This window comes from Nocardiopsis oceani (genome assembly GCF_054777395.1).
Genome location: NZ_BAAHAR010000034.1, coordinates 1 through 23,019 on the forward strand (window position 1 = coordinate 1; position 23,019 = coordinate 23,019).

Sequence of the window (23,019 nt, forward strand, 5' to 3'; positions counted from 1 at the left end):
AAGTCCAGGATTCCGCATTCCATTTTCGCGCGGAACAGCTCCGGGTCGGGGTGGTCACCCTTTTCCCTTTTCTCCACCCCGGCATCGGCGCCCTTGATCACCGCAGCGGCCTCACCCACCGACAGGGCCCCTTCGGCCAGCGCCTGAAGGGTGGGGACCATGTCCTGGCGGAACTGCGCCCGCCCGATCAGGGCCAGGTCGTTGGCCTGGCCAGCAGGAATGCCGAAGGCGTGGCGCAGCCACGCCTCCAGGTTCCTCTGTCCGCCCTGTTCCAACAGCTGGCCGGTGGCCTCGAGTTGGGCCAGCCGTGCGGCCATGGAGACTTTGATCTGGTCGAGGTGTTCCCACACGCGGGTGGCCTGGTCCAGCACTTCACCCGCCGCCCCGAGGGGCACGTCGCGATCGAAGAACGCTGTGGTCTCGTCCCGAGCAGCGACCACCGCGGCATCCACCGGGGTGTGCCCGGTGGGGGTGGGTGCTTCAGGAGAGATCGTCATTCTTCTATTGTAAGCGAAAGGGTCGAACAAAGGAAGTATTATCGCTGGTTCGTGCTGAATTCATGACTTTCGTCAGGGGTGCCCCCTGACTTTCTTCGGGCTCCCAGTTCAGGCCACCTGGGGTGGTATTTATGACCACCTGGAATTCCAGGTCGCTCATAGGGGATGATCTTGCCCCTGTCTCCACTCTCGACGGCCGAGGGTGGAGCTGGGGGCAAGATCATCGGGGAAAGGCACCCGAAAGGGGTTCGCCGCGCGCAATGACCGGCCGTGACACCGCCAACCGTTCCGCTCCGGCGCAGGGGCAGGCATCGGCCCCCAGGCCGAGGGGTTCGCCGCAGAGAATGACCGGCCGCGACACCCGACCCGTTAGTGCTCCGGCGGAGTGGCCATTGACGGCCGCCAGGCCGTGCTTGTGCTGTTGGGGTTCGGCCGAAGGCCGGACCATCGGCTCCCCGACCACACCTCCCCCGTTCCTGACAGCCGCCAACCCGCCGTCGCAGCGAAGCGGGTCAAGGTGGAGCGCCAATGATGCGCGAAGCGCTCGATGGCGACGACCTTGAGGCGCGTAGCGGAGACGGCCACCATCAAGCGGCAGGAAACGGGGAAACCACCCGCACGGAAGCTCGCATCCACAGGCCCCGCAACAGCGCGTGCCCGGACCAACACCTCACCCCACACCCTCAGGCTCCCCACCCACACGGAACCCAAGAGCGCAGAATCAACCCGCTCGACACAACATCATGGGAACGTGCCTCCTCGTCTCCTCACGCCCCCGCTTCGTCTTCTGCCCTGCCGACCTTCCCGGGGACTTCCGCCGCGCCCTCGCCGGGTCAGCCGGCGGTGATCTCGCGCGCCCGGTCCATGTCCGTGCGGATGCGCTGTACGCCGGAGGTGAGCTGGGGAAGCTGGTGGCTGGAGTTGCGCAGTTCCATGATCCGCTGCGCACGGCGCTTGGCATCGCCGTTCATCACCACGTTCGTGACGGCGGTGCCGATCGCACCGAGCACGGAGAAGAGACCCACGTACATGAGCAAGCCGCCGATGATGGCGACGACCACCGCGGTGTTACCCGCCTGGGCGGCCGTGTCCATGACGAACCCGACCGGAAGTCCGATGATGCCGTACTTGCACCACCGGGTCGCGGTGGACAGCCGTTCCTGGAACTGCACCTTCTCCTGGAGCGCCCCGTGTGTCCCGGACACCTGGGAGTAGCGCTCCTCCCAGTAGCGGCGCTGCTGTGCCAGGGCCTGGACGGTGCTCATGGCACCGTAGACCGCCGCTGCGTATCCGGCACTGTCCGGGTGGGGGGCGTTGGTGACACGCTGCCAGAGGATGTCCACCCACTCGGCCATCCCGGCGTCACCGCGGGTCCCGGGCGGGGTCACGCGTTCGGGGTTGAGGAGGAAGGCGAGCACCAGGGCGGGGTTGACGTTGGGGCGGGTCGAGCGCCAGCCGACGAGTTCGCGGGACAGGGTCTCGTGCAAGGCGGTCCCGGCGTGCTCGGCCCGGTCGAGCTGGTCGGCGAGGTGCTGGTGCGCTCCGGGTTCGGGGCTCTCGTGGGCGTTCATGATCCGCAGGAGGCCGGGGCGGGCCAGGAGCACCATCTCGTTGGCCATCGGGGCTCCGGTCAGGAGCGGCTGCGGGTCGGCGAACAGCTCCCGGAGCTCGGGCACGGACACGCCGCGGCCGCGGAAGACCGGCGGCAGGTCGGGGCGCGTCTGGGCGATGAAGGAGGCGACCGCCAGGTTGGCGTCGTCGACCTGGCGGCGGAACAGGCTGCGGTCGACCGTGGTGTCGCCGAGGTCCTCCATGAGCCAGGCGCCGAGGGCGGCGCGCTCGGTGGGGTCGTTGAAGACCTGGACTGCGGCGTTCCAGTTGCGCTGCATCTCCGCGGCGAGGGAGCCGGGGTCGAGGACGCGCACGCCCACGAAGTGGTACGGGGGAACGGTGCCGCTGTGTCGGGGGCCCGAGTTCCGCAAGCCCGAGCTCTGCGCCCCCGAGTCCTGGGAGAACGGGGGCGGGGGCGGTGCGGACGCGTGCTCGGCCCGCGGGGGCGTGTGCGGCGCCGAAGGTGCGGACGCTTCAGGGGCCAGGCGCGTGTAGGGGCGGGTGGGGTCGGCCTTGGCTTGCGGGGCGACCCGGGTGGGGTCGATTGGGTCCACACCGGTGGGCGGGTACTGCGCGACCTTGGTGTGGTCGACCCCCACCTTGGTGCGGGCGTCCGGCGAGGGCGCCACCTCGGTGTGTTCGGCGTCGGGTGAGGGGCTGACCGTGGTCTGGCCGGTATCCCCCGCCGGTGCCGCTCCGCCGGTCGGGCCGCCGGTCGGTCCGCCGCTCGTGGGCGACGAGATCAGCCACCGCATGAGGGTCTCGGCGTCGGGCCGCTCCGCCGGGTTCTTGTCCAGGCAGGCGCGGAGTGTGTCGGCGAACGCGCCCTCCAGTCCGGTCATGTCGGGCTGGCCGCCCAGGACCTTGGCGATGCGCGCGGCCTGGGTGGGCGCGTGGAAGGCCTCCTTGCCGGTGGCGGCGAACACCATCACCGAGGCCCACGAGAAGACGTCGATGGCCGAGGTCAGCCGGGCGCCCTCCAGCTGTTCGGGGGCCATGTAGCCGATGGTGCCGACCACCCCGCTGGCGGTCACGGAGGTGGCTTCCACAGCGCGGGCGATACCGAAGTCGATCACCCGGGGACCGTCCGGGGCCAGCATGATGTTGTCCGGCTTCAGGTCCCGGTGCACCACACCCGCCGCGTGGATGGCGGCCAGCGCGGTGGCGGTGCCGATCGCCAGGCGCTGGAGCTGCACCCCGGACCGGGGGCCCTCACTCTCGACGGAGGCTTGGAGGGTGGGTCCGTCGATGAACTCCGTGGCGATCCACGGCTGCTCCGCTGTCGGGTCCGCGCCCAGAATGGCGGCGACACAGAAACCGCTCACCCTCTTGGCCTGATCAACCTCGGCCGCGAAGCGCCGCCGCATGTCCGCGTCGCCCGCCCAGTTGGCGTGCAACAGTTTCACCGCGGCCAGCGTCCCGTCCTCGGCCTCACCGAGGAACACCTCGCCGAAACCACCGCGTCCCAGGGACTTCAACAACCGGTAGCCGCCGACCACTCGGTCCTGCCCGACCCGGTTCTGGGCGTCGTCCACTGCCCGCCCCGTCTCTTCGTTCGTCGCCGTATGCCGCGTCCCGGGCGGGGCGCGCCATGTCAGGGTGCCACACAGTACTGACGCCCAGTACCGGGGCCCAGTTCGAGCGGTCCGGCAACCGATGCCCAGCCGTTACCGGGTTTCGCGCGCGTGGTCGCCGCGCAGGATGCGCTCGACCAGGTCCGCGCGCAGCGTCCCGTAGCCGGTGGCCGCCCACACGCTCTCGGCCGCGGGAACCTCGTAGTAGGGCACGTCACGTCCCTCGTACCGCGCGGAGAGCACCGTCGGTCGGCTCCGGTCCCGCACCGCCTTGGCGCAGACCGCGCACAGCGGCACCCGGACGTCCTCGCGCCCGCCGAACGCGCGCCAGCGCGTGACCTTGGTGTCGGTCCCGTGGAGCGGGTTCGCGTAGCAGTGCGAGCGCCCGGGAAGGGAACGCCTCTGGTTGGCTGGCCGGGTGGCGCGGGCCATCTGGGACTCGGCGGTGTCCAGCAGCACGAGGACCCCCACGATGTCGTCCATGGCCCCCTCCTCGGGGAGCGCGTCGTGGACCCGGCGGGCCGCGGCGTGCGCGTCGAGCGCCCGGTGGAGTGCCTCGGTCGCGGCGGGGTCGTCGGCGACCGGTACGGCGTCGCTCAACCGTTCACCGACTTCCACCAGTTCCCGCTCCGCGCGCTCGGCCAGTTCGTCCCTGCGGGCCCGGCTCGCGTTGGCGAAGGCCGCGTGCTGGGGAAGGGTCGGCGCCGCGCGGGGCCTGCGCCAGCGGTACAGGCCGAAGCCCAAGGCGAGCAGGGCGAGCCCGGCCAAGACCCAGGGCAGTACCACCACGGCGGTGTACAGGCCCGGTCCGAGCGAGTACATCCAGTCGAACGGCCCGCTCTCCCGGTCGTCGGCGGCGGCCCGGTGGATCGCCTCCGGGTCGTCGGACAGCGCGATGTCCACCGCCCGCTCCACCTTGTCGGGCGCCGGTGCGTCGAACTCCATCTCGTAGGAGACCCCGAGTTGGGCGTGGCTGGCCCGGTCCACCTGCCCGTCGGCCGGGTCGACGAAGTCGTGCCCGGTCAGCCGCTGGCCGTCCAGCACCAGGTAGTGGGCCTCACCGTCGACGCGGTCGTGTACCGCGGCGGCCATGACGTCGGCCTCGCCGGACCAGTCGCCGCCCTCGATCAGCGGGATGATCACGACCCGGAGCGGAATCCCGGACTCGGTGATCTGCCGTTCCAGCTCCTCGGCGCTCTCTTCGGGAAAGGCCCCCGTGTAGGAGGGGTCGACGTAGACCGGCGACTCCTCGAGCGCGGCGACCATCCTTTCGGTCGCACCGGCCTCCTCCTGTCCGTCCTCCTGCGCGGTGTCGGCCCTCCCGGCCGCGGGAGCGGCGAGCACGAAGAGACCGGTCAGGAGTGCGGCCGTACGCAGGCCGACGCTCACCGGTCGGTGGTCAGTGGGCATCGGACTCCTTCAGCAGGTCTTCCAGGTCGAGTCCGCCCTTGGCGCCGTAACCGGTGGTGGTCCACCGGCGGTCCAGTTCCAGGTGCGGGAGGCGGCCTCCGCCGGGGGCTGCGACCTTGAGGGTGCGGCGCTCGCGTTCCCGGTCCGTCAACGCACAGCAGGAAGCGCACAGCGGCTGTTCGCAGTCGTCTCCGTGCAAGACCGACGGCCCGTGCAGGGGGTTGACCCTGCAGACCGGGGCGTCGGCCAGGGCAGCGGTCTCGGTGTCGGGGTCGAGCCTGCGGGCCGCCCGGTCCGCGAGCACCACGACCCCGACCAGGTCGAGCTCGTCGGGTCGGCCGGCCAGGACCGCCAGGGCGGCGTCGGTCTCGCGCAGGGCCTCGGCGTGGCCGGGACGGGTGTCGGGGGCCGATTGCAGGGCTGTGGAAGCGCGCCGGACGGCCCGGTCGGCCTCGGGCCGCAGGGAGCGGCCGGGGACGGCCCGCATGCGGGTGGCGGCCCTGGCCACCGCCCACATCAGGGCGAGGATCGGCAGGGCGGCGACGGGGCCCGCGATGAACAGCGCCGACAGGAAGCCGCCGGAGGTGAATTCGGACAGCGGTGAGGGGTCGGGGGTCGGCTCCGCTCTGGAGGCCGCCAGGCTGGGCTCTGGCGCCACCTCTCCCGGCGCGGCCGACACGTCCGCCAGCACGTCCACCAACGCGTCCAGGGCCTCGCCCGTCGTGAGGTCGGGCAGGTGGCCGGTCACCTCCCGCAGTGCCCGGCCCTGCTCCCATTCGTTCTCCTCCCCCTCGACAGCGGCCCCGAACAGGGCGGCCTCCATCCGGAGCGAGCCGGCTGGGGCGCCGTCCACGACGACGAAGACACCGTCCTCGTCCATGACGTGGTGCAGGGCGTGCGCGAAGGTCTCAGGGTCTCCGCCGACCTCGTCGAACCGGCTCAGGGGGACGACCGCCGTGTAGACGGGGAGGTCCAGTTCGTCAGCGCGTTCGGCGGCTCGTTCGGCGGCCGCCTCCAGTTCTTGGACGCTCTGCTCCGCGAGGGGGTCCACGTACAGGGGGTCGTCCCGCAGCTCCTCGGAGACCTGTTCGGTCCGGGGCGTGGCGGCCGCGTAGGGCGGAGCCGCCGGTGGAAGGGGCCCCACCTGCTGTTCGTCCCGCGGCAGGGTCGCGGTGTTGACATGGATCAGTGCGCCCGCCATGATCGCGAGGCCGACGGCGGGCACCAGGACCTGTCCCCCGAAGAGGGCGCGTTCCCCGGGCAGCTTCCCGGTGTACCCGGCTTCGGCGGACCGTTTGCGGCGCCCGTAGCGGACCCCGCCGGAGACCAAGCCCAGCGTCACGGTCAGCCCGACCGCGAAGGCGGCGGTCGCACCGAGTCTGGCCGGACCGTCGGCGGTGTTCAGGCGCAGCGCGTTGACGTGGTTCTCCGCCCACCAGGCGACCGGACCGAGCACGTACCACCCCGACCCGGCCCTGGAGGCGTACCGCTCTTCGAGGCCGGGGTCCCGCAGCATGTCCACGAAAGCGTCGGCCTTCGTGTCCACCGGGGTGTAGGTGGTGACCACCCCCTCCCGCGTGAGCATCGCGGCCGCCTCTTCTGCGGGCACATCCACGTCCCTGGCCACCGAGTACACCGAGGTCCCCTGCGGCCGCAGGTAGACGTACAGCCCCGGCTGGTCGACGCGGTCCTGGAGCGCGGCGAGGAAGTCGCGGGCCGGGGTCGTGACGCTCGGGAAGTCACTGGCGATGACGTAGTACGGCGTGTCCAGCTGGCCGAACGCCCCGTGCAGGCTCTGTTCCAAGTCCGCCAGGTCGTAGTCGCCGGCGAGGGACTCGTCGACGACGACCGCCTCGCCCTCGGGCTCACTCGTCAGCAGGCCCGCGTAGTACTCGGCCGCACCGACACCTTCCTCAGTCCCGGAGTCGGTCCCGGAGTCGGCGTCGGCGGATTCGGCATGGGCCGGCGCGGCGCAGAGCAGCGCGAACAGGGTCGCGGCGCACAGCGCCAGGACGCGCCGGGCCGGGCTCTTCACACGCACGGAAGGGGGTGCGGGGGATGGAGGCATGAGCTGATCATATCGGGGCCTTTCGGCCCCACCGATACTCGGGAGCGTTCCAAGGGGTACACCCGCCCAGGTCACACGGCAAGGGCCGCCACCGTCGGTCTGACGGTGGCGGCCCTCGGTGAACCGCGCGGCGGGCCTGGTGGGCCCGGGCGGCAGCTCTGGGTACTACTGCTTGGCGATCAGCTGACGCAGGACGAACTGCAGGATGCCGCCGTTGCGGTAGTAGTCGGCCTCGCCCGGGGTGTCGATCCGCACCACGGCGTCGAACTCGACGCCGGTGTCGGTGGTGACCTTCACCGTCTCGGGCACGCGGCCCTCGTTGAGCTCGGTGATGCCGGTGACGGAGAAGGTCTCCTCACCGTCAAGGCCGAGCGACTCGGCGGACTCGCCCTCCGGGAACTGCAGCGGGAGGACGCCCATGCCGATCAGGTTGGAGCGGTGGATGCGCTCGTAGGACTGGGTGATGACCGCGCGGACGCCCAGCAGACTGGTGCCCTTGGCGGCCCAGTCGCGCGAGGAGCCGGAACCGTACTCCTTGCCGCCCAGGACGACCAGCGGGGTGCCCTGCTTGGCGTAGTTCTGCGCGGCGTCGTAGATGAACGAGACCGGCGCGTCGGGCTGGCTGAAGTCGCGGGTGTAGCCGCCCTCGGTGCCCGGCGCGATCTGGTTGCGCAGGCGGATGTTGGCGAACGTACCGCGGATCATCACCTCGTGGTTGCCGCGGCGGGAACCGTAGGAGTTGAAGTCGCGGCGCTCCACCCCGTTGGCCTTGAGGTAGTCCGCGGCCGGCGTGCCCGGCTTGATGGCGCTGGCCGGGGAGATGTGGTCGGTGGTGACCGAGTCGCCCAGCTTGGCCAGGACGCGGGCACCGGAGATGTCGGTGACCGGGTCCGGGCTCTGGCCCATGCCGTCGAAGTAGGGGGGCTTGCGGACGTAGGTCGACTCGTCCTCCCACTCGAAGATGTTGCCGGTCGGCGTGGGCAGCTCGCGCCAGCGGTCGTCACCGGCGAACACGTCCGAGTACGCGTCCGTGTACATGTCGGAGGCGATCGCGGAGTCCATGACCTCCTGGATCTCCTCGGCGGTCGGCCAGATGTCGGCCAGGTAGACGGGCTCGCCGTCGCTGCCGTTGCCCAGGGGCTCGGTGGTGATGTCGACGTCCATCGATCCGGCCAGCGCGTAGGCGACCACCAGCGGCGGCGAGGCCAGGTAGTTCATCTTCACGTCCGGGTTGATCCGGCCCTCGAAGTTGCGGTTGCCGGACAGGACCGCGGAGACCGCCAGGTCGTTGTCCTGGACCGCCTGCGAGATCTCCTCGGGCAGCGGGCCCGAGTTGCCGATGCAGGTGGTGCAGCCGTACCCGACCAGGTTGAAGCCCAGCTTGTCCAGGTACGGGGTCAGGCCGGAGCGCTCGTAGTAGTCGGTGACGACCTTGGAGCCCGGGGCCATGGAGGTCTTGACCCACGGCTTGCGGGACAGGCCCTTGTCGACCGCCTTCTTGGCGAGCAGGGCGGCGCCCAGCATGACCGAGGGGTTCGAGGTGTTGGTGCAGGAGGTGATCGCGGCGATCACGACGGCGCCGTGGTCGATCTCGGTCTGGGTGCCGTCGGCCAGGGTGACCGGGACCGCCTTGTGCGGGCGGTCGCCGTTGGCGGCCTGGGCCGGGGCGTCGGAGGCCGGGAAGGACTCGGCACCGGCCTCGTCAGCGTCGTCGGAGACGTAGTCGCTGATGTCGTGGCGCCAGGTCGACTTGGCCTCGGACAGCGCGATGCGGTCCTGCGGGCGCTTCGGACCGGCGATGGACGGGACGACCTCGGAGAGGTCGAGCTCGAGGTACTCGGAGAACTCGGGCTCGTTGGCCGGGTCGTGCCAGAAACCGTTGGCCTTGGCGTAGGCCTCGGTCAGCGCGACCTGCTTCTCGGAGCGGCCGGTCAGGCGCATGTACCGGATGGTCTCGTCGTCGACCGGGAAGGTCGCGGCGGTGGAACCGAACTCCGGGCTCATGTTGCCGATGGTGGCGCGGTTGGCCAGCGGGACCGAGCCGACACCGTCACCGTAGAACTCGACGAACTTGCCGACCACACCGTGCTGGCGCAGCTTCTCGGTGATGGTGAGCACGAGGTCGGTCGCCGTGGTACCGGGCGAGAGCTCACCGGTGAGCTTGAAGCCGACCACGCGCGGGATGAGCATGGAGATCGGCTGGCCCAGCATGGCGGCCTCGGCCTCGATACCGCCGACACCCCAGCCCAGGATGCCCAGGCCGTTCTGCATGGTGGTGTGCGAGTCCGTACCGACACAGGTGTCGGGGTAGGCCTGACCCTTGCGGTCCATGGTGACGCGCGCCAGGTGCTCGATGTTGGCCTGGTGCACGATGCCGGTGCCGGGCGGGACGACCTTGAACTCGTCGAAGGCGGTCTGGCCCCAGCGGAGGAACTTGTAGCGCTCGTAGTTGCGCTCGTACTCGATCTCGACGTTGCGCTCGAACGCGTCGGGGCGGCCGAAGAGGTCGACGACCACGGAGTGGTCGATCACGAGCTCGGCGGGGGCGAGCGGGTTGATCTTGTCCGGGTCACCGCCCATCTCGCTGACGGCCTCGCGCATGGTGGCGAGGTCGACGACGCACGGGACGCCGGTGAAGTCCTGCATGATCACCCGCGCGGGGGTGAACTGGATCTCCTGGCTGGGCTGCGCCGTGGCGTCCCAGTTACCCAGGGCCGTGATGTGCTCGGCGGTGACGTTCGCGCCGTCCTCCTTGCGGAGAAGGTTCTCCAGCAGCACCTTCAGGCTGTAGGGAAGCCGGTGGGACCCCTTGACGGAATCCAACCGGAAGATCTCGTACGACTCGTCGCCAACGCGCAACGTGTCACGGGCGCCGAAGCTGTTCGCGGACACGGTGTCTGCCTCCTGATCTCGCCACTTTGTCCCCAGCATCCTGCCCCATGAGGAGGACGCGGGACCTACTGAGGCCGCCCTAACCGGATTGCCGGGAGCGGGGGTCACGGGTACAGACCCCCACCGCCTCCGCGATCCTCCAGGACCGCCTTGACCTGCAACGACGCCACATCGCCACCGGCTGCGCACCTCTTGGCCGCGGACGCCCACGCATTCGGGGCCGAATGTCGAAAAGCGGTCGACCTCACACACCCGAACCGGGAGCGGGTCGGGGGACCCCCGCTGTTATCTTGACGTCAAGGTATCCAACTTGTATCTCGATATCAAGTTATCGGGTGCGTCCTCGGCCTACGCGGGCACCCCCGGCAACAGGAATCGATTCAGTCCAGCTGTGGAGCCACCAGCGAAGCGACCAGCTCCAGGTGGTCCAGATCAGACATGTCCAGGACCTGCAGGTACATCCTCTCAGCCCCGGCAGCGGCGAACCGACCGATCCGGTCCGCGATCTCGTCCGGGGTGCCGGCCAGACCGTTCTGGCGCAGTTCCGACACGTCGCGGCCGATGCGGTCGGCCCGTTTGGCCACCTCGGCCTCGTCGCGCCCCGCACACAGCACCTGAGCGGCCGAGTACACCATCGGTGTCGTCCGGCCCAACGCCTGGACGGAGTCGGCCGTGCGGCCGAAAGCGGCCGCGGTGTCCTCCAACGTGGAGAAGGGCACGTTGTACTCGTCAGCGAACTTGGCCGCCAGGCGCGGTGTGCGCTTGGTACCGGTGCCGCCGATCAGCACCGGCGGGTGCGGGCCCTGCTGCGGCTTGGGTAGTGCCGGCCCCTCCGCCAGCCGGTAGTGCCTGCCCTCGTACCGGAAGGTGTCCCCCACAGGGGTGGACCACAACCCCGTGATGATGTCCAGCTGTTCCTCGTACCGGTCGAAGCGCTCGCGTCCGGTGGCCGGGAAGGGGATCCCGTACACCGCGTGCTCCTCCTCGAACCAGCCGGCGCCGAAACCGAACTCGATCCGGCCGCCGCTCATACGGTCGACCTGGGCGACGGAGACCGCCAGGGGGCCGGGATGGCGGAAGGTCGCCGCCGTCATGAGGGTGCCGAGGCGAATGCGGGAAGTGTCCCTGGCCAGACCGGCCAGCGTGATCCAGGCGTCGGTGGGGCCGGGGAGCCCGCTGACGTGGTCGCCCATGTGGAGGTAGTGATCCGAACGGAACAGCGCGTCGAAGCCGAGGTCCTCGGCGGCCCTGGCGACGGCAAGCTGGTCCTCGTAGGTGGCCCCCTGCTGGGGCTCAAGGAAGATCCTCAGGCGCATACGCCCCATTTTCTCCCACTGAGCGGTCCAACCCGAAACCGGCGCGCGGGTACCGTGACAAAGCCGTGGTCACAGCGCTGCACTCGCGAATTTTCGGCAGGCGAACCTCCGGCACCCGAACCGTTCCGCCCCCGAACCGCGATAGCAGTCCACGTGAAGCTTCTCCGCCGCGCACGACGCCGTGCACCCTCCTACGGCCCCGACAGCACCGACCCGGTGCTGCTGTCCGCCGTGGCCGCCGGGGAGACCGGCGCCCTGGAGATCCTGCACCGGAGGCACGCCCCCTGGCTCCGCGCCCGTCTGCGCTACCGCTGTTCCGACAACGACCAACTCGACGCCGCACTCCAGGAGACCTTCCTGGCGGTATGGCGCAACGCCGGCTCCTACAAGCCGCGTCCCGGCGACGACGACGCGGGGGCCTGGCTGTGGACCATCGCGATCCGCCAACTCATCTCGCAGCTGCGCAAGCGTGCCAACCGGTGGATCGCCCAGAACGAACCCGAACCGTACGAGACCATCGGCGACGCCTCCGCCGAGGACACCGTGCTGCTCAACATCGAGCACGGGCCGCTGGGATCAGCCCTGCACGAACTCTCCCCGGAACTGCGCTCGGCCATACAGGCCACCGTGCTCGACGGCCTGACCGTGCGGGAGGCGGCGGAGATCCTCCAAGTACCCGAGGGAACCGTGAAGACACGGGTCATGCGCGCCAAGGCCCGGCTACGGGAGGCACTGACCACATGAGCTGGCACCTGACCCACCACCAACTCCAGCGTTATGCGACCCGCACGGCCGACGACGTCACGGCTATGTCCGTGGAGGCCCACCTGATGCACTGCGCCGACTGCCGCGACCGGATGCCCGCCGACGAAGCCTGGCTGGAGCGGAGCTGGGCGAACCTGCGCGACCTCGTCGACCAGCCCCACCGCGGCCCGCTCGAACGGCTGCTGTCCGCGGTCGGCCTACGGGAGAACACCGCCAAGCTGCTGGCGGCCACCCCGCAGCTGTACCGGGGCTGGCTAGTCGCCACCGTCGCCGTGCTCGCGATGGCCCTGACCATCGCGCACGAGCTGCCACAGGGCTCGTTGCTGTTCTCCTTCACCGCGCCGATCGTGCCCCTGGCCGGGGTGGCCCTCGCCTACGGAAGGGCGGTCGACCCCGCGTACAGCCTCACCGCGGTCACACCGCTGGCCGGATACCGGCTCCTGCTCCTGCGCACCTGCGCCGTGCTGGTTCCCGCGCTGACCCTGTGCACCGTGGCCGCGCTCATGATGCCTTCTGCCGCCACGCTGTGGGGCGCCGTCTTCTGGCTGCTGCCCGCCCTGGCCATGGTCGCCGGCTGCCTGGCCCTGAACCGATGGATGTCCCTGGCAGCTGCGGCCGGCACCATCGGGGGCGGCTGGGTGCTCTCCCTGGGGCTGCTCAGCGCCGCCGACAGCCTCGACCCGCTCCTGTTGTTCGTCCCCGCCGCCCAGGCCATCTGGGCCGCGGTGCTCGCCCTCCTCGCTGTCGCCGTCCTGACTCGGGTGCGGACGGCATGACGACCAAGACGATGACGGCCCGGGTCACCACGCGCCGCCTGGTCCGCAGCTACGGAACCCGCAGGGCCCTGGACGGGGTCGACCTCGACCTGGGCCCTGGGGTGACCGGGCTGCTCGGCCGCAACGGCGCGGGCAAGACCACCCTGATGCGCTGCCTGGCCACCGACCTCGAGGCCACCGGGGGCGAGGTGCGCGTTCTGGGCCGGGACCCGGAGCGCGCCGCAGAACGCACCGAGATCCGCCGCCGCATGGGCTACCTGCCGCAGCACCCCTCCTTCTACCCGCACTTCACGGTGTTCGGTCTGCTGGACTACGTGGCGGTCCTCAAGGAGCTGGGCGGGCGCCGGGAGCGCCACGACGAAGTACGCCGCGCCATGCGCAAGGTCGACCTGTACGACCGCAGGCACAGCCGGATCCGGCGCCTGTCCGGGGGCATGCGCCAGCGCCTGGCGCTGGCCTCCGCCCTGCTCGGCGAACCCGACCTCCTCCTGCTCGACGAACCCACCATCGGTCTCGACCCGGAGCAGCGCATCCGTTTCCGCGACCTCGTCTCCGAGGCCGCGATACGGAGCACGGTGGTGCTGTCCACACACCACATCGAGGACGTGGCGGCGCTGTGCCACCGCGTCCTGTGCATGGACGGCGGCCGGGTGATCTTCGACGGCACCCCGAACGCCCTGGTCGCCCGGGCCCGGGGCCGGGTCTGGGAGCAGGGTTCGCGCCCTCAGGAGGGCGTCACCTCCTGGCGCCTGGCCGACGGCCGTTACCGGGTCCTGGTTCCCGAGGGCGAGGAGAACCCCGACTCCCCGACGCGTGTGCCGGTCGAACCGTCCCTGGAGGACGCCTACCTGCTCCTCACCGGTGCGCGGGGAAGCACCCGATGACGGGTGCCTCCGCCTTCTGGGGCCTGACCCGCTTCAACGTGCGCCACCTGCTGACGAGCCCGGTGTTCCTGCTCGTCGTACCGGTTTCGCTGGTTGGCCTGTCCCTCTCGACGCGCTCGTCCGAGCTGCCGAGCTGGGTCGGGCTGCACGGCCAGGCGACGGTCCAGGCCCTGGGGCTGGCCGCGGTCATGTACGTGGCCACGACCTTCCCCGCGATCCGCGAGGTACGGCACTCAGAGGGGTTCGCGCTCCCGCTGTCCGCGCGCGGCCGCCTGACTTCCCTGGCGCTGGCCTCCTCGGCGGTCACCGCAGCGCTCATGGCCGCCCTGAGCGCGGTACCCGTACTGGACGCCGCGGGTTCGGCGACCGGTTCGATCGCGGGCACGGTCAGCCCCCTCGCCCTACTCGGGGTGGTCGTACTGTCCTGCTGCGGCCCGACCGCCGCCGTCGCCGCCACGGCCTGGACCCGTTCCTACGCGCCGCTGGTGACGCTCGTCCTGTTCCTTCCCGCCTACTTCCTCTACACGCTCACCGCCATGGGGACCAGGGCGGACGACGTCCTGAGGCAGCTGGGCACCGTGGTCGGCTGGGTGCTCAACCCCATACCCGTCAACCACCCCGCCGTGACGAAGGTGGCCCTGCTCCACCTCGCGCACGCCGTGCTCCTGGCCGGTCTCCTCCTGGCACTGGCGTTGTCGGCGCGCAACGGTGTGCGGTCCCTGCGCCCCCTCCCGATGGGTGTGGCGGGCCTGCTCCTGGCCGGTGTCCTCGGAGTCAGCGCGTACGGGGGCAACACCTACTCGTACGATACGCACTTCACGGACGAGCAGCTGCGAGCGTACGAGGCCGACCCGTGCCGGGTCCGGGAGGGCGTGGCCTACTGCCCCCTTCCCGGATACGAGTCGTGGGTGGACTACTGGCACGCCGCGCTGGGACCCGCGATGGCGCAGATCCCGGACGAGGAGCGGGACGGTCTGCCGTCGGTGTGGCAGAGCGGTCGGATCACCAGGGTGGACATCCATCCGCGCCCGCCAGAGGACGCGGTCACGGTGTCGGAGCGCTGGGACCCCGACCAGCCCTTCTACCGGGAGGACCTGGTCAACTCGGCCACGGCGACCGTGCTCGGGCTGGCCGCCGACCCTGAGTACGCCTGCTCGAACTCCGGGCAGGCCCGGATTGTGGTGGGGGCCTGGATGGCATCGGTCGACCCGCATCTGTCGGACGCCGAGAGCCTCGAGGCAGCGGACGCCTTCCTCGCGCGGTTCGGCCCCACCGAGTCGGACGTCCGGTTGGCGCACGGAATCGCCGACCTGCCGGAGGAGCACGTCTCGTCGGTGGTGGACGAGCACTGGGACACCCTGGTCTCCCCGGGCACCGAGAGCGAGGAACTGGCCGACCTGCTGGGCCTCTCCCTGCACGGAGAGGAGGCGCTGCCGGAGCCGGACTGGGAGCAGACCTCCTGGACCCAGGAGAGCCGGGCGGACGACCTCACGTGGGGAACCCAGCTCTGCTCCTGACCTCACCGGCCCTCAGTCTTCCGCGCCTGAACCTTCCGTCACGGATCTTCGCCCGAACGTCCCGCTCCCGACCGTCGGCCCGCCCCGGGAGAGCGCTACGGTGGAGGGGTGAACTACTACTGGCACAAGGTCCTTCCGCCGCTGAGCGCCTGATCGGGCGCACCGGCTGACCCCGCGGTTTTCCCACGGCCCCGCCACTGCGGTGAGCGGGCCGTACCCGTCGTGCGCCCGCCCTCGGAGCAGATCCCACGCACCACGACGGAAGTACGAACGTGCCACAGCACTCTTCTCCGACGGCCGCGCACCGGCCGTCGCCGACCCCCTCTCTGACCCGCCTGGCCGGCGGCCCCCTCCCCATCCTCGGCGCCGCCGTGCTGTGGGGAACCACGGGCACCGCCAGCTCCTTCGCGCCGGACGGCGCGCACCCCGCCGCCATCGGCTCCGCGGGGCTCGTCCTCGGCGGGCTCCTGCTGTTCCTCGTCGGCAAGGGCTCCTTCGCCCTGGTCACCGGCTCCGACCGGCGCACCCGGTGGACGCTCCTCCTCGGTGCCTTGGCCGTGGCCGGGTACCCGCTGTCCTTCTATCCGGCGGTCGCCAACGCGGGAGTGGCCGTCGGCACCGTGATCACGCTGGGCAGTGCGCCGGTGTTCTCCGGGCTGCTGGCCTGGTGTGTCGACCGCGTCCGGCCCACCGTCCGCTGGGCGGTGGCGACCGTCGCGGCGGTGACCGGCTGCGGCGTACTCGTGCTGGGCCCCGACCTCACCGGCACCGACACCGCCGTGAACGCCCTGGGCGTGTTCCTGGCCTTGGCCGCAGGGTTCTCCTACGCCCTCTACGCGGTCATCGCGGAGCGGTTGATCCGGCGCGGCCACACCTCTGGGGCGGTCATGGGCACGATGTTCGCCGGAGGCGGCGTCCTCGTGCTGCCCGTGGTACTGGCCACCGGCACCGCCTGGCTGGCCACGGCGAACGGTGCCGTGGTGGCCCTGCACTTGGCCCTGTTCACCGTGTTCCTCGCCTACTGGCTGTTCGGGCTCGGGCTGCGGCACACCTCGGCGTCGACGGCCACCACCCTCAGCCTGGCGGAACCCGCCGTCGCGGCGATGCTCGGCGTGGCCCTGGTCGGTGAACGGCTGCCGTTGGTCTCCTGGTGCGGCCTGCTCGTCCTCGCCTTGGGACTCGCAGTCCTGAAGGCACCGGCGCCGCGACGCCGCACCTGACCGGCCCCGCAGGGACAACCCCGGGTCCGGGGCATTCCCGGGGGCGGCCCCGGACCCGACGGGTTATCGAAGCAACTATGGCCGGTCCTCTGGATCGGGCGGGACCGGAATCAGTACGCTTCCCGACGCACCCCGACTCCCCCACCCCCGAAGGAACCCCCTTGCGCAGTACCGCGGCGGCCCTGTCCGCCCTCGCCCTGCTCACCTCCGCGGCCACGCTGGTCGCCCCGGACCGGTCCGCCGAGGCCTCAGCGCTCGACGACGCCGACATCGTGCCGGTCCAGGTCACCGGAGACCCGTCCGAACGCTTCAACCTCGTCCTCCTCGGCGACGGCTACACGGAAGAGGAGATGCCGCTCTACCGGGAACAGCTGGACCAGCACCTCAACGTGCAGTGGAGCATCGAGCCGTTCCGCAGCTACCGCCACTACATCAACGTCTACGCCGTGGAGACCCCGTCCGCGGAGTCCGGTGTCGACTGTGACCCGGCCTATGGATGGGAGGAGCGCGACACGGCCCTCGGCATGGGCTTCTTCAACGGCTGCGACGAGGAGGCGCTCGAGCGCCTGTTGACCGTGGACGAAGAAGCCGCCAACGACGTTGCCGACCTGATCCCGGGGGTCACCGAGGACAACCGGCAGATCCTGGCCCTGGCCAACAGCGAGACTTACGGCGGGGCCGGCGGGCACACCGCGACCGCCTCCTCCGGAAACGCGCTCTCGGCCCTGATCAGCCCGCACGAGCTGGCGCACTCCCTCGGCGAGCTCCAGGACGAGTACCCGTACTACGAGCGCGATACCAGCCTGGGACGTTACACCGACGGCGAGCCCGAATCGGTGCACCACACGCTGATGACCTCCGAGGAGATGACCGAGGAGGAAGCCAAGTGGTGGCGCTGGCTGGGTGAGGAGAGCGAGTCCGGCGGCACCATCGGCGCCGCGGACCCCGACGGCCACGAGGGCGGCCTGTACTACTCGGAAGGCGTGTGGCGCCCCAGCGAGCACTCCATGCTCAAGACCCTGGGGTACTACTTCGACCAGGTCGGCCGCGAGGTGATGACGCAGCGCATCTCCGGCCTTCGCGACGATGAGGCCCTGCCGGTGTCGTCCACCCCCGAGGGCGAGGTGGGGCCCGAAGACGTCGTATGGATCGAGGGTCCCCACCCCGTCTACCACGAGCTGGACTACACGTGGACGGTCGACGGCGAGGAAGTGCCCGAAGCCGACGGCTCGCGCAGCCTGGAGCTGTCCGGCATGGATTTGGCGGAGGGCGCCGAGGTGAGCGTGCGGGCGCAGGACCCCACCGACTTCGTGCGCGACCCGGCCATCCGCGAGTCGGGGGCCATGACCCAGACCCGGACGTGGACCGTCGGGGAACCCCTGGAGCCCGCCTCCGCCGAGGCGGAGTTCACCAGGTACCGCGACACCGAGCGCGCCGTCGGCGCCGACGAGGTCGTCTACGCCGAGACCGCCCGGCCCACCGACCGGGTACTCGACGTGTCCTGGTCTCTGGACGACGAGACCGTGTCCACCTCCACCGACGGACGCACCCTCGACCTGGGCTCACTCGACCTGGACGAAGGCGACCACGTGCTTTCCGCTACCGTCACCGACCCCGAGGAGCCGGACGGGGCCTCGTCCACCGTCACCTGGGACGTGGACGCCACCGCCCCGGAGGCACCGCGCGAGCTCTCCGAGCACGCTGCCACCGCGGAGGACGACGAGCACCACCTCTACCTCAACGAGTTCTCGATGCGCCTCACCCCCGAGGACGACGGCGACGGACACGTCGTCGGCGAGTTCCGGCTCAACGGCGCCGGCTGGCACCACTACTACGGCTGGCCCGAGGACTCCGAAGCCCCGTTCCGGTTCACCCCCGACGGGATCAACGTGGACGACCTCGTCTACGGGAGCCTCGGCGAAGGCGGCCTGTCCAAGGCCGTGTTCGAGGTCGACGAGCACGAGCCGGGCTGGGGCACGCACACCGTGGAGCACCGGGCGATCGACGCCGCGGGCAACATCGGTGCCCCTGACTCCTTCCAGGCGACGGTCGTCCCGGGTACCGATCTGGAGTGCACGGAGACGGTCACCGGAACGGTCACCGGCGGGCTGAACGTCGAGGAGGGCGTCGTCTGCCTGGACGACGCGGACGTGCGGGGACAGGTCACCGTCGCCGAGGACGCCGCGCTCCTGGTCGAGGGCGGCACCCTGCGGGGCGGGCTGTCCGCTTCCGGGGCCGACACCGTCCGGCTCGCCGACACCGAAGTGCGCGGCGCCGTGTCGATCACGGGCACCACTGCCGAGGTGGCGCTCCTCGGGTCGGAGTTCTCCGGTTCGCTGACGCTGGACGACAACACCCAGGTCCCGGCCGAGAGCTGGACCGGTGACGCGGCGGGCTACGGCCCTGTGCTGGCGGGCAACAGCCTCCGAGGCTCCGTCTCCTGTTCCGGGAACAGCGGGGACGCCGCTGACTTCGGCGCGGTCAACGACATCACCGGCGCCGCCTCAGGGCAGTGCTCGGACCTGTGACCGCGGGCCATAGAGGGGCCGGGACCGCTCCGTTCGGAGCGGTCCCGGCCGACGCCTTAGGACTCCTCGTCCTCGCGGTGGCGGCGGGCCAGCTTGACCGGCTCCAGGGTCGCCAGGCACTCCACGTGATGGGTCATGGGGAAGGCGTCGAAGGCGCGCAACCCCACCAGCCGGTAGCCGGAGCGGTCGAACTCGGCGAGGTCGCGGGCGAGCGTCGCGGGGTCGCAGGAGACGTAGGCGACCTTGCGGGGCTTCATGCCCGCCACCTTGCGGACGACCTCGGCACCGGCGCCCGCGCGCGGCGGGTCCAGGGCCACGACGTCGGCACGCACGTCGGCCCACTCGCGCATCTGCTTGACCACGTCGGCGCGCTCGACGCGCACCTGAGGGAGGTCCTTCACGTTGTACTGGGCGTCGCGCACCGCGTGCTCGCCGTTCTCCACGCCCATCACGCGCCCCTCCTCGCCCACGGCCTCGCCGAGCGCGGCGGTGAACAGTCCCGCACCGCAGTACAGGTCCAGGGCCGTCTCGCCGGGCTTGGGCTCCAGCCCCTCCAGGACCGCCGCGCTCAGGGTCTCCCCCGCGGCCGGGTGGACCTGCCAGAATCCGCCCGCGCCGACCCGGTACTCGCGTCCGGCCACGTCCTCACGCACACCCTTGCGGCCGCGCACGGACTGTACCCGGCCGCCCCTGAACCGGCGCAGAACCGCGCTTGAGGCCTTGAGCTCCGGCAGGGCGCCCAGCTTCGCGGTCGTGGGGGTGACCACGATGGCGCGGTCAGCGCGAGTGGTGGAGGCGACGGCCTCGACGTCCTTGACGCCCTCCCAGGTGACGTCGGTGACGCCGAGCTCGCTGACGCCCGGGTGCGCGATCAGGCACTCGTCGATCGGCTCGATGTCGTGGGAACGGTGACGGTGCAGACCGGCGTGACCCTCCTCGTCCACGGCGAAGCGCACCCGCGTGCGCCAGCCCAGGCCGTCCGGGGTGCCGGGAAGCTCCTCGACCCGTACGTCCCAGTCGAGGCCCGCGATACGGCTCAGCTGGTCGGCGACGACCTGCCCCTTCATCCGGCGCTGGGACTCCAGGGAGGCGTGCTGCCAGTCGCAGCCGCCGCACATGCCGGGGCCTACGAACTTACAGGGGGCCTCGACCCGGTCCGGGGAAGAGGTGAGGACCTCGACGGCCTCACCGCGCAGGAAACGGGTGGTGCGCTCGGTGATCCGGACCCGCACCCGCTCTCCGGGCAGCGCGTGCCGGACGAAGACGACCTGGTCGTCGTGGCGCCCCACGCACCATCCTCCGTGGGCGACGTCGTCCACGGTCAGTTCGAGCTCGGTACCCACACGGGTCATGGCGGTGTCCTTAGGTGGTCGGGTCGTGTCCGGGTGACCCTGCTCAGCCACCAACCGGCCCCAATCTACCGGCCTTGGGACACCGCCCGTGCTGGTTCGAGCACCGTCGGCCGGGGTGAACGCGCACGTGCGACCGATGTGTGCAAAGGTGTAACTGACGGGGCACGCGAGGCGACTCCGTGCTCCCGGGCGGACGGCTATCTCGACGGGAGTGCGTACGAGGTGCACATCGTGATCATGGGGTGCGGCCGTGTGGGTTCCACACTGGCGCACACGCTGGTGGACTTGGGACACACGGTGGCGGTGATCGACCAGGACCCCGAGGCGTTCCGGCGGCTGCGCACCAGTGTGGCCAAACACGCGGTCCGCGGCGTCGGCCACGACCGGGAGGTCCTGCTCAACGCGGGGATCGACCGCGCGGCGGCCTTCGCAGCGGTCAGCAACGGCGACAACTCCAACATCATCGCGGCCCGGGTGGCCCGAGAGGCGTTCGGGGTGGAGAACGTGGTGGCGCGGATCTACGACCCCCGCCGCGCCGAGGTCTACCAGCGCCTGGGCATCCCCACCGTCGCGACCGTGCGCTGGACCGCGGACGCCATCCTGCGCCGCGTCGTGCCCGGTGACGGGCAGCTCACCGCGGCCCCCGAATGGCAGGACGCCTCGGGCACCCTGGCCATGAACGAACTCACCCCGCCGGACGGCTGGGTAGGCGAGACCGTCTCCGCCTTGGAGGAGGCCGCCCAAGAGGAGCACGCCGCACTGCGTGTCGTGTACGTGGTCAGACAGGGCCGTATCGTGCTCGCCCGCTCAGAGGAGACCCTGGCAGAGGGCGACGTACTGCACGTGGTGGCGCACAGCCGGGAGATAGACGACCTGGTCAAGCGGCTGTCCGGGCCACACGACGACGGAACGGGGCGTGGGTGAGATGCGGATCGCCATCGCGGGAGCCGGGAGCGTGGGCCGCTCCATCGCCACGGAACTGGCGGGAAGCGGTCACGACGTCCTGCTGATCGACCGGGACACCCGGGCGATCGGCGTCGACGACCTACCCCAGGTCGAGTGGCTCCTGGCCGACGCCTGTGAACTGGCCACGTTGGAGGACGCCAGGCTGGGCGACTTCGACGTGGTTATCGCCGCCAGCAGCGACGACAAGGTGAACCTCGTCGTGTCCCTGCTGGCCAAGACCGAGTTCAGGGTCGACCGGGTGATCGGCCGCATCAACGACCCGGACAACGAGTGGCTGTTCAACGACTCCTGGGGCGTGGACCTGGCGGTCTCCCCGCCCCGCCTGATCGCGGACCTGGTCGAAGGGGTTCCCGAAGACGAGGACCAGCCGGAGGAAGGCACCCTCCCACCGCTTCCGGGCGCGGAGATCGCGGAGTCGGTTCTGCACGCGGCGAGCCCGTTCGCCGGAGAACGGGAACACGACCTGACCGCCGCGCTCCCCGAAGGTGTGGCCCTGGTGGCCGTACTCGGCCCGGGCGGGGTACGCCCGCCCGACCCCGAGCGGACCCTCTCAGTGGGCGACACCGTGGTGTTCCTCGCCGAATCCGACGCTCTGAGCCCCCTGGAGGAACTGTTGGGCCCGGTGGACGAGGCCGACCCCGCGGAACAGGCCTGACCGGCTGGCAGTACGGGTCTGAGCGGCAGATAGAGGGGACCGGGGTAACGGGCGGCGCTCCAAGCCAGCCGTGAATGCGCGGGCGCGCAGCGCCCACCGGTGCCGCTTGCGCGCCTCAGCGCGGCGCCGCTAGCGCTCCTCGGCCTGTTCACCGCTGTCGGCGCGGACGGCGGACCCGGCCTGGGTGTGCTCCTCACCCAGGGGGGTGCGGCCGCGGGCCAGCACCCACACCATCGCCGCGAAGGCGGCCACCTGGAGCGGCCAGCCCATGGCGACCTTGGACAGGCCCAGCAGCGCGAAGGTGTTGGCCCAGTCGTTGGTCTCGGCGAGCCAGAGCGGGTATTGCACGAGAACCCGGATGACGCACGGCACCACCATCAGCCAGGTCAGCTTGGAGGCCAGGGAGACCACGGCAGGGTTGCTGCGCCAGGACGTGAAGTCCTCCCGGTGCCCGATGAACGGGCCGATCATCAGGCCGATCGCCGGCCAGCGCACCAGCACGGAGATACTCAGTACCACCGCGTATACGGCGTTGTAGATGATGCCCGGCAGGAAGGCGTCCTCGGCGTTGCCGCTGCGCATCGCGAAGATCGCGGCGATACCGATGCCGAAGAGGCTGGTCAGGACGTACTGCACCGAACTGCGCTGGACGAGCCGTATCACGCCCAACAGCAGGGCCGCGCCCACGCCGAGCATGATCGACATCCGCAGATCGGAGGTGATGACGTAGGAGACCGTGAAGGCCAGGGTCGGGACGGCCGCCTCGATCATGCCGCGCTTGCCGCCCAGGGCCTCAGCGAGCTTGGTCCGGACCAGTGCCTCGACCGTTCCCTCGGTGACAACGGGGGCACCCGTCCGGTCGTCGGCCTGGGCCGCCTCGTCGGAGGCCCCTCGCTGCTCAGTCATCCCGCTCCCGCGTCCGCATATCGCTGTTCGGCCGTGCGGCCGCCAGCCATGATGCCCCAGCCTATGCCACCTGTCACAAGCA

General features: G+C 70.9%; 15 protein-coding genes and 1 pseudogene. 8 read left to right on the plus strand and 8 right to left on the minus strand.

Annotated features, from left to right (window positions below; all coding sequences use genetic code 11):
- The 6 genes and pseudogenes from ACYVDG_RS20535 to ACYVDG_RS20560 all read right to left on the minus strand — a co-directional run.
- Positions 1 to 497, minus strand: a pseudogene (locus ACYVDG_RS20535) (HNH endonuclease); the annotation flags it as partial.
- A gap of 833 nt (positions 498 to 1,330) precedes the next feature.
- Entirely contained in the window at positions 1,331 to 3,643 is a 2,313-nt protein-coding gene (locus ACYVDG_RS20540) for a serine/threonine protein kinase (RefSeq protein WP_460755650.1), read from the minus strand.
- A gap of 132 nt (positions 3,644 to 3,775) precedes the next feature.
- Positions 3,776 to 5,092: a hypothetical protein gene (locus tag ACYVDG_RS20545; protein WP_460755654.1), complete on the minus strand. Its 1,317-nt coding sequence runs from the start codon at positions 5,090 to 5,092 to the stop codon at positions 3,776 to 3,778.
- Positions 5,082 to 7,160 (minus strand): hypothetical protein, encoded by a 2,079-nt coding sequence (locus ACYVDG_RS20550; protein ID WP_460755657.1) that lies wholly within the window; start codon positions 7,158 to 7,160, stop codon positions 5,082 to 5,084. Before ACYVDG_RS20550 ends, ACYVDG_RS20545 begins: the two co-directional genes overlap by 11 nt.
- Positions 7,161 to 7,325: 165 nt before the next feature.
- Positions 7,326 to 10,052 carry an aconitate hydratase AcnA gene (acnA, locus tag ACYVDG_RS20555; RefSeq protein WP_460755660.1) on the minus strand — a complete coding sequence of 909 codons (2,727 nt, stop codon included), beginning with the start codon at positions 10,050 to 10,052 and terminating at the stop codon, positions 7,326 to 7,328.
- A 380-nt stretch (positions 10,053 to 10,432) separates the two neighbouring features.
- Positions 10,433 to 11,368 carry an LLM class F420-dependent oxidoreductase gene (locus ACYVDG_RS20560; RefSeq protein ID WP_460755663.1) on the minus strand — a complete coding sequence of 312 codons (936 nt, stop codon included), beginning with the start codon at positions 11,366 to 11,368 and terminating at the stop codon, positions 10,433 to 10,435.
- A gap of 153 nt (positions 11,369 to 11,521) precedes the next feature.
- On the opposite strand from ACYVDG_RS20560, the gene ACYVDG_RS20565 reads away from it, so the two are divergent.
- From ACYVDG_RS20565 to ACYVDG_RS20590, 6 genes are all read left to right on the plus strand, one after another.
- A complete protein-coding gene (locus ACYVDG_RS20565) occupies positions 11,522 to 12,112 on the plus strand; it encodes an RNA polymerase sigma factor (RefSeq protein ID WP_460755668.1) in 591 nt (196 codons plus the stop codon).
- Complete coding sequence (locus ACYVDG_RS20570; protein ID WP_460755672.1) at positions 12,109 to 12,909, plus strand: zf-HC2 domain-containing protein; 801 nt, start codon at positions 12,109 to 12,111, stop codon at positions 12,907 to 12,909. Before ACYVDG_RS20565 ends, ACYVDG_RS20570 begins: the two co-directional genes overlap by 4 nt.
- Entirely contained in the window at positions 12,906 to 13,793 is an 888-nt protein-coding gene (locus ACYVDG_RS20575) for an ATP-binding cassette domain-containing protein (RefSeq protein ID WP_460755679.1), read from the plus strand. The genes ACYVDG_RS20570 and ACYVDG_RS20575 overlap by 4 nt, the downstream gene beginning before the upstream one ends.
- The gene (locus tag ACYVDG_RS20580; RefSeq protein ID WP_460755682.1) at positions 13,790 to 15,310 is read left to right on the plus strand and encodes a hypothetical protein; all 1,521 of its coding nucleotides are present in this window, start codon (positions 13,790 to 13,792) and stop codon (positions 15,308 to 15,310) included. Before ACYVDG_RS20575 ends, ACYVDG_RS20580 begins: the two co-directional genes overlap by 4 nt.
- A 272-nt stretch (positions 15,311 to 15,582) precedes the next feature.
- Entirely contained in the window at positions 15,583 to 16,530 is a 948-nt protein-coding gene (locus ACYVDG_RS20585; RefSeq protein ID WP_460755686.1) for an EamA family transporter, read from the plus strand.
- 161 nt (positions 16,531 to 16,691) lie between these two features.
- Positions 16,692 to 19,058, plus strand: a complete 2,367-nt coding sequence (locus ACYVDG_RS20590; RefSeq protein WP_460755689.1) for a M64 family metallopeptidase — start codon at positions 16,692 to 16,694, stop codon at positions 19,056 to 19,058.
- 56 nt (positions 19,059 to 19,114) lie between these two features.
- Here the strand turns inward: ACYVDG_RS20590 and ACYVDG_RS20595 are convergent, their stop codons facing one another.
- Complete coding sequence (locus ACYVDG_RS20595) at positions 19,115 to 20,410, minus strand: class I SAM-dependent RNA methyltransferase (RefSeq protein ID WP_460755692.1); 1,296 nt, start codon at positions 20,408 to 20,410, stop codon at positions 19,115 to 19,117.
- Positions 20,411 to 20,632: 222 nt separating this feature from the next.
- Between ACYVDG_RS20595 and ACYVDG_RS20600 the strand changes: the two genes are divergently transcribed.
- Both ACYVDG_RS20600 and ACYVDG_RS20605 read left to right on the plus strand, forming a co-directional pair.
- Positions 20,633 to 21,334 carry a potassium channel family protein gene (locus ACYVDG_RS20600; protein WP_460755695.1) on the plus strand — a complete coding sequence of 234 codons (702 nt, stop codon included), beginning with the start codon at positions 20,633 to 20,635 and terminating at the stop codon, positions 21,332 to 21,334.
- Complete coding sequence (locus ACYVDG_RS20605) at positions 21,327 to 22,031, plus strand: potassium channel family protein (protein ID WP_460755697.1); 705 nt, start codon at positions 21,327 to 21,329, stop codon at positions 22,029 to 22,031. Before ACYVDG_RS20600 ends, ACYVDG_RS20605 begins: the two co-directional genes overlap by 8 nt.
- Positions 22,032 to 22,160: 129 nt before the next feature.
- Here ACYVDG_RS20605 and ACYVDG_RS20610 read toward each other — a convergent pair whose 3' ends face one another.
- Positions 22,161 to 22,937, minus strand: a complete 777-nt coding sequence (locus ACYVDG_RS20610; RefSeq protein ID WP_460755702.1) for a DUF3159 domain-containing protein — start codon at positions 22,935 to 22,937, stop codon at positions 22,161 to 22,163.
- Positions 22,938 to 23,019: the final 82 nt, after the last annotated feature.